The 7,431-nt window shown below is 62.0% G+C and carries 6 protein-coding genes; all 6 read left to right on the top strand.

What is annotated here, in order from left to right; genetic code table 11:
• Nucleotides 1-132: 132 nt before the first annotated feature.
• Entirely contained in the window at nucleotides 133-453 is a 321-nt protein-coding gene (locus EN993_RS27935; RefSeq protein WP_056592073.1) for a hypothetical protein, read from the top strand.
• A gap of 350 nt (nucleotides 454-803) precedes the next feature.
• Nucleotides 804-1,367, top strand: coding sequence for a hypothetical protein (locus tag EN993_RS27930; protein WP_206532427.1), 564 nt, complete (start codon nucleotides 804-806; stop codon nucleotides 1,365-1,367).
• 808 nt (nucleotides 1,368-2,175) lie between these two features.
• The gene (locus tag EN993_RS27925) at nucleotides 2,176-3,165 is read left to right on the top strand and encodes a Coat protein (protein ID WP_127265376.1); all 990 of its coding nucleotides are present in this window, start codon (nucleotides 2,176-2,178) and stop codon (nucleotides 3,163-3,165) included.
• Between the two features lie 453 nt (nucleotides 3,166-3,618).
• The gene (locus EN993_RS27920) at nucleotides 3,619-4,212 is read left to right on the top strand and encodes a hypothetical protein (RefSeq protein WP_127265375.1); all 594 of its coding nucleotides are present in this window, start codon (nucleotides 3,619-3,621) and stop codon (nucleotides 4,210-4,212) included.
• Between the two features lie 69 nt (nucleotides 4,213-4,281).
• Nucleotides 4,282-7,086, top strand: a complete 2,805-nt coding sequence (locus tag EN993_RS27915) for an EpsG family protein (protein WP_127265374.1) — start codon at nucleotides 4,282-4,284, stop codon at nucleotides 7,084-7,086.
• A 175-nt stretch (nucleotides 7,087-7,261) separates the two neighbouring features.
• Nucleotides 7,262-7,431 (top strand): glycosyl hydrolase 108 family protein (locus EN993_RS27910; protein ID WP_281040579.1); only part of this gene is annotated, 170 nt, incomplete at its 3' end.

Here is a 7,431-nt window from a genome sequence, read left to right as displayed (position 1 = left end):
GACCACCGCCGCCCAGCATGTCTTGCAACCCGTCGAGCAGGCGCGCGACAGCGGCCTGCTCGACGGGTTGCAAGACATGCTGGGCGGCGGTGGTCAAGGCGGGCAGCCCGTCGGCCCGGCGGGTAACGGCGCATGAGCCGGAAACGCTTCGCCCATTCCGGCCAGGCCGGCAGTCCTGCCAGGGCGCGCGACGCGCTGGCCAAGGCGTATCTCAGGGTGTTTTCCGGCGAGGATGGCGAGATGGTGCTGGCCGACCTCGCGGCGACGACCGGCTATTACCGGCGTCCGTCCTATGGCGAGTGGATGGCACGCACCAGGACGCCCAACGGGTTCGAATTGCACAGCGCGCTAAGCAATGCGCGGGCCGAGGTGGTGCAGCACATTATGGGGTTTCTGACGCTGGATGAGGCGCAGCTTGCGGCGCTGGAGAAAGCGGCGCGGGCGGAGGGGTAGGCGCTGAAGCTGCGTCCCTCGCCCCGTTTACGGGGAGAGGATGCCGGCAGGCAGGTGAGGAGCGGCGCCAGCATATCGAAACTTAGCGCTGCCCCTCATCCCCCTTCCGGGACCTTCTCCCCGTTGAACGGGGAGAAGGGGCCAGTAGCGGTCGCTGCGGCCCCACGACGTGGTCGCGCTGCCGACGAGGTCCACTGACCCACCCAGGCAGCACCGCTGCTCCAGGATTTCTCCAAAAAGTCGATCCGACAAAACCCGCGAACGCGGACAGCCAGCGTGCGACCGGCCGTGCCGTGATCGCCAGCGCCGCGCGCTCTTTTGTTCAAAGCCAGTTGCGCAGGAAACAGCCAATGGTCAGCATCATCCCCCTCTCCATTGCCCAGCGCCGGCTCGATACCGGCAATGCGGTGCAATACCCGCAGGGATCGCCGATCGGCGGCGCCATGCAGGGTCTTGGCGACCAGCTTTCCGCTGTCGCCGAACGCTACCGGCAGATGAAGGACCAGCAGGAGGCGTTCGACGCCGAGCTGGCGCGCCACCGGTTCACCAGCCGGATCGCGCAAGCCGAAGACGAGGTAGCGGCGAACGCGCCGGCCGACGGCGCCGGCCTGCATGAGACGATGTACGGCCAGGTCGATCTGCGCAACGGTCGGGTGGTCAAGACTGGCCTGTTCGACACGCTGTTCGACGACGCCCTGCCGAACATGCCCGAGAGCCAGCGCGCCAGCTTCGCTAGGCAGAAGGAGGTAATGCGCGCGGTTGGCGCGCGGCGCAGCGGCAGCTTCAGCGGCGTCAGGACTACGAGTTGGCCGAGTGGACCAAGGTTGACAACATCTCGACCAGCGCCATCGCGCAAAACGACCCGAGCGACACCGCAAACTTCGAGGCGGTCCGGCAGAGCGGGCTCGACCTGATCGCCAAGATCGGCAATCCGCTCGCCAGGCAAGCGGCGGAAGTCGCCTGGCGCACCAACACGGCCAAGGCGCTGGTCCAGGCGATGATCGCCCAGGATCCGAAGCGCGCTGTCGAGATGCTGGGTGCGGCGCAGGCTGGAAGCCGGACAAAGGACGATACCGCCGAGGCCGTTGGTAGCTCGCAGGCAAATACCACAAGTTCTGTGGTGCCAAGAAACGATCACGTTGGCGAGCCGGCGCCATATGAGCGATCGGTGCAGGTTTTCCGGGACGACATCCCGCCTCACGACAGGTCAGCGTTGGCCCAGCAAGCGCGGACCGCTGAGATCGCGCGGCAGGTCGAAACACGAACCAGCATCGGCCTGGCAGAACAGAACGCACCAAGGTCTATCAGGGACACTGGAACCTATTCCGGCCCCGCGCAGACTCCGGAGCAGTTCATCGCTCTCTACGGCGCCACCGAAGGCGTCAGGCGCTTCCAAGCCTTCCGCCAAGCAATGGATGTCAGTCGGCAATTCTACAGCATGCGTGGCATGTCGAACGAGGCCGTTTTGGCCAGAGTCAAAGAGTCCTCGCCCAAGGCCGATAGTGCTACGCCGGAAGAGGACAGCGCGCGTCATGAAGTAATAGCCACGGCCGCCGACCTCACGCTCATCCGGCCGCTACACGGCCACCTTCTCCCCGGTGGGGAGAAGAGGCTGCACCGCCGTCTCAGGTCTCCTCTCCCGCCGGGGAGAGGTCGCCGAGCGAAGCGGAGGCTGGGTGAGGGGGCGTCACCAACAAACCCAAACCTGAAGGAAGAGAAAAAATGGCAGATGCCTACACCCGTATCGCGGACGCGATCGTTCCGTCCGTCTATGCGCAATATGCTTTCGAGGAGCATGTCCAGTCGCTCGAGATCTACCAGGCCGGAATCCTGTTTTCCGACCCGGCCATCTCCTCGAAACTGTCGATGGGCGGCCGCTCGGTCGACATGCCCGGCTGGAAGGACCTCGGCAACGACCCGTCCGAACCGGTCAATGACGATCCGGCCGATTCCATCGAGATGAAGAAGATCGGCTCGCGCCGCGAGGTCGCCGCCCGCAATGTCCGCGCCCAGGCGTGGGGCGTTCCGGACCTGACGTCGATCCTGGCGGGCGACGATCCGCAAAAACTGATCGTCAAGCGGCAGACCGAGTACTGGCAGCGCGCCAACAAGCTGACCCTGCTCGGCATCCTGAAGGGTGTCGTCGCCGACAACATCGCCAATGACGGAGGCGACCTGGTGCGCACCACCGGCGCCTCCATCGTCGACACCGACATCATCGAGGCCGCCTATCTGATGGGCGACCGCGCGGACAAGTTCAAGACGATCTGGATGCACTCCAAGCAGATGAAGGCGCTGAAGCTCGCCGACCTGATCGACTATGTGCCGTCCTCCGAACAGGGCGGGCCGCTGATCCCCTACTATATGGGGCTTCGCGCCGTCGTTGACGACGACATTCCGCAGGCTGCGGGCGTCTACACCGCCTTCATGTTCAAGGACAAGGCGATCCTGTGGAACGAGCTGCCGGTCAACACCGAAGGCGGCCCGCTGGAATTCGACCGCAAGCCTCGCCAGGGCCATGGCGGCGGCGTGACGGAAATGGTCGGCCGCCGGCATTTTGTGCCGCATGTGCCCGGCACGCGCTTCCTCGACGCCTCCTCGGCCGGTGAATTCGCTACCGATGCGGAGCTGGCGCTGGCGGCGAACTGGGACCGCACGGCGTCGAGCGTCAAGACCATGACGTTCATTGCGTTGAAGACCACCGAGGCTTGATCGGCTTGGGCGAGGGGCGGGGGCGATGAGCGCCCGCCCCGTGACCGTCCGCCCGAAGGCGGAACCGGCCTGTGGAAATGCCGATACCTCGCACATGAAAAAGGCGGATCCGGGGACAGAATCCGCCTCGTCTGCCGACAGGGCTTCGGGGGGAAGACGGGTATCGGCAAACAATCCGATAGCAATATCAGCAAGCTTTTTGAAGCGTACTGTGCTTCGGAAAACTGAATTGTGAGCGCGTTTCGGGTCCCGCACAACTTGCCCGATAGACGTAGCCCGATACGCCTACGGATCTGTCGCGGCGGTGCCTTTCGGCCAGCTTGGCGAAGCCGACCCCTTCGGCAGCCCTGTCCGCAAGCGGCGATAGCTGCACCAGAAAATGCCCAACCACGCGGCCTTTTCGCCGTGGAAGCGACGATTCCCCGATCAACCCCGCTGACGGAGGCCTGACCCATGGCCATCACCCCGCTCGATATCGCCAACATGGCGCTCGCCGTGCTCGACGAGGCGCCGATCGACAGTCTCGATCAGGACGTCAAGGCGGCACGGCTCTTGAACCTGCATTTTGATCTCACCCGGGAAGCTGAACTGACCAAATATGCCTGGGTGTTCGCGATCCTGCGCGCCACGGTAGTGGGCGCGGATACCGGCGGTGACAACTGCACCTTGAACTTCGCGTACGAACTGCCGGCCGACTGCCTGCGACCGCTGCCGCTGACCCATAATGGCGAACCGGACGGCGTGCCGATCTCCTGGCGGCAAGAGGCGGGGCTGATCTATTCCGACCGGTCCGGCCCGCTGACCATCTGCTACGTCGCCAACCTCACCGACCCCAACGATTGGGACGCGCTGTTCACCGAGGTGCTGGTGGCCGCCCTTGCCATCAAGGTGGCGCATCCGCTGACGCACAAGTCGGGCATGATCGACATTGCCCGCTCGGCCTATGACCGGGCGCTGGACGCGGCGCTGACCGCCAACGCCATCCAGCGCGGCGGCCGGCTTTACACCGCCTCCTGGGCCAGCCAGCGCGGCGACTCCCGTTTTTGATTTTGCGCATGTCGTTGGCCCAAAACTGCCTCACGCTTTTGGGCGACATGCTTTGAGGGCTTTTCGCTGATGACAACGCTCTATCCGGTCCAGGACGTCTTCACCCGCGGCGAAATCTCGCCGCGCTTGCATGCGCGCGCCTCGCTCGACTTCTATCGGGCGGCGCTGTCGAAGTGCGAGAACTTCGTCACCCTGCCGCATGGCGGCATCCGCAAGCGCGGCGGCACCTACTTCGCCGGCGAGGTGAAGATTTCGGCGAAGAAGACGCGGCTGATCCCGTTCATCTTCTCGGCCGACCAGGCCTATGCGCTCGAATTCGGCGACCAGTATATCCGGGTCTATGCCTATGGCGCGCGCGTCGGCACGGTGGAAGTTGCCTCGCCCTATCTCGAGGCGGATCTGTTCGAACTCGCCTATGTGCAGTCGGCCGACCAGATGTGGATCATCCACCGGGATTATCCGCCGAAGGTTTTGACACGCACCGCGCACACGGCGTGGGCGCTCGCCGATTACGAGATCGCCGACGGCCCCTATGATCCGATCAATGACACCGCGACAACGCTGACGCCCGCCAGCTACGGTTCGTTTGTTCCGAAGATGAGCAGCCTGACCGTCCCAAGCGGCACGGTGTCCAGCTTGAATGCGACGGGCGATGCCTGGCAGTTGTTCGACAAAGACAGCAAGACGATGAGCGTGCTCACCGGGGGAACCGGGGCATGGGTTCAGTACCGGCTGGCAAGTTCCGAGCAAAAAGTGTGCAATGCCTACTGGATCCAAGCACCGGGTGCGGCCGGTCGAGCAGAGGACATGCCGACCCAGTGGGAAGTGCAGGGCTCGAACGACGGCTCCACTTGGGTTACGATCGACTCGCGGCAAGGCCAGACAGGATGGAGTGCTTCCGAACGCCGGTATTTCGAATTCTCCAATAGGACGCCGTTCGAATATCTGCGGCTGGATTTCGAAGGTGGTGGCGGGCCGGACAGCACCAATGCGGCCCTCGCCGAATGGGCGCCAAACGAGGACGGCGATCTGATGACGCCGTTCAACCTAACGGCTTCCTCGATCGTTGGCATCAACAATGGAGCAGGGTTCCAAACCTCGGATGTCGGGCGCGCTATTCGCCTCTACGCTTCCGATGGCCGCTGGCGCTGGGCCAAGATCGCAGCGCGCACCAGTACCACAATCGTCACGATCCGCATGTATGGCCATGCCCTGCCGGACCTCAGCCCGATATCCCGCTGGCGGCTCGGCACGCTCGTGCCCGGAAAGTATGTGGAGAGCGGCTCACTCTATGAGGAACGCCTGGCCTTCAGCCGGAAGTTCTCCGTCTATGCCTCGGCAACCGGCGACTTCGACAATTTCGCGCTGGGCGAGAAGGACGACGACGCGCTGGAGTTCGTCCAGGCCGGCGGCGGCCAGGCCAACGACATCGTCTGGATCGCCGACAGCGATGGCGCGCTGCTTATCGGCACCAGCGGCGGCATACGCGCGCTTTCGGGCTCGGGCATCGACGAGGCGCTGACGCCATCCTCGTTCAAGAACCGGCGCTCGCGTACCTTCGGCTGCGCCCGCATCCGTCCGGTCGATGCTGGCCAGTCGTTCCTCTATGTCACGCGCTCGCGCAAATCGATCGCCGAGTTGACGCAGACGGCGCAAAGCCGGTTTGCTTCGGACGATGTCGGCCAGATCTCCGAGCATATTCCCAAACAGGGCGTGGTCGAGCTCGCCTTCCAGACCGACCCCGACCCGCTGCTGTGGCGCTGGCCGGCAACTTTATTTGGAGGGCGTCAGCATTTTGCGTTTCGTATGATAATAATGAAGGGTGCTATTGCACCTGTCGCCAAGAATCAAAGAGGCGTTCGAATGCGGTCCATTCGCCAACTCTGGTTCCCCACGTTGGTCTTTCTAGCCCCGGTGCTCTTCTTCGCGGCTTCTCGAACCGACTATGCGAATTATGTCTCATATGCTTTGGAAGGCGATATTGTCGCCTACTCGAGAGATTTCGCCTATGCGACCAGGGCAACGTTCCTAGTCTATATGACGGCTGTGGCGCACGAGCCCGTATTCATCGCCATGCATTGGATATACGCCAACCTGGGGTTTTCTATCTCTGACAGCATGCTAGCCAACAGCATGGTCATGGTTTCAGTCTACTATCTTTACTCGGTCAGACAAAGCGATAGCGTAGTGCTAGGTGCGATATCGACTGTCGGCCTAATCATGCTGCCATGGTTCGAGCAACTGGGCCAAAACACGTTGCGTCAAGGGTTTTCGCTTATCTTCATTCTCGCATTCTTCCTAGCGATCAATGACGGCAAGAAGTACCGAGCAATTTTCTTTGCCGCCTTGGCGATTGGTAGTCACTATAGCGCTATTCTATTCGTTGCAATCTATGTCTTGGCAGATTTTGTTCCTCGCTCAGGAAAATTTATCGTTGGCGTAGTTTCCTTGATTTTCGCGGGCTACATTACCAACTCCATCTCTGGTATTTCCAATATAATAATCGGCCCGATTTTGGCGCAGGTAGGTCTGTACACTCAGTACTCTTCCGACGTGTTTATGAGTTATCGGGTAGGGTTTAAGGCTTTGTTTTTTGCCTATTCGCTAGTTCAATGCGTCGCAAGTGTCTTGTTGATCAAGAGGGCGGCAAAGAAGTCAGATGAGCGCTTGGGAAAATATTGTATCCTCATGACCGTTATCTACATGTTGGCGAGCGGACTACCTTACTACAACCGGGTCGCCATGATGCCGATGCTTTTGCTCCCGGTGGTGCTCGTGACGCTGTATGCTCGTATAACCGCGCCGCGCCGTTTTTTTCGGCGCACCGATCCCAGTACTGAAACTCGCTCGTCCAGCCGCTGGCAAGGCGCCTAACTCATATCCACGGCTTGCCCGGTTTGCGCCCTTCATCGGCTCGGAGTTCTTGCCTTGATCATCATTTGAGCATCGCTCTGCGCATCGACTGACGTGCCGCGTGCGGTCTTCTCGTCTCCTCGATCGTGAAATTCCTCGTCGCCCCTGCCGACCAATCTTCAAAGGAACCATCACCATGGACCGCAACTTCGCGCGGGCGCTTGCGCTTGTTCTCAAATCGGAAGGCGGCTGGTCGGACAATCCGGCCGATCCCGGCGGCGCCACCATGAAGGGGGTGACGCTCGCCAATTTCCGTCGCTACGTGAAGGCCGACGCGACAAAGGCGGACCTGCGCGGGATCAGCGA

It is taken from the genome of Mesorhizobium sp. M7D.F.Ca.US.004.01.2.1, from assembly GCF_003997785.1.
Lineage (GTDB): Bacteria > Pseudomonadota > Alphaproteobacteria > Rhizobiales > Rhizobiaceae > Mesorhizobium > Mesorhizobium loti.
This window is presented reverse-complemented; position numbering and strand designations above follow the sequence as displayed.